The 289-nt window shown below is 65.1% G+C and carries 1 pseudogene; it reads left to right on the top strand.

Features of this window, described 5'->3' with window-relative positions:
• A pseudogene (locus tag EN786_RS37225) lies at positions 1–289 on the top strand (phosphoribosylamine--glycine ligase); the annotation flags it as partial.

The following is a 289-nucleotide window of genomic DNA, read 5'->3' as shown; positions in this document are numbered from 1 at the left end:
GCGCGGAGGTGGTGATCGAGGAATTCATGACCGGCGAGGAGGCGAGTTTCTTCTGCCTCTGCGACGGCACCACGGCACTTCCTTTCGGCACGGCCCAGGACCACAAGCGCGTCGGTGATGGCGATGTCGGGCCCAACACCGGCGGCATGGGCGCCTATTCGCCGGCCCCTGTAATGACGCCTGACATGATCGAGCGCACCATGCGCGAAATCATCGAGCCGACCATGCGCGGCATGGCCGAGCTTGGCGCGCCTTTCGCCGGCATTCTGTTCGCCGGGCTGATGATCAC

The organism is Mesorhizobium sp. M4B.F.Ca.ET.143.01.1.1 (genome assembly GCF_004792275.1).
GTDB lineage: Bacteria > Pseudomonadota > Alphaproteobacteria > Rhizobiales > Rhizobiaceae > Mesorhizobium > Mesorhizobium abyssinicae.
This window is presented reverse-complemented; position numbering and strand designations above follow the sequence as displayed.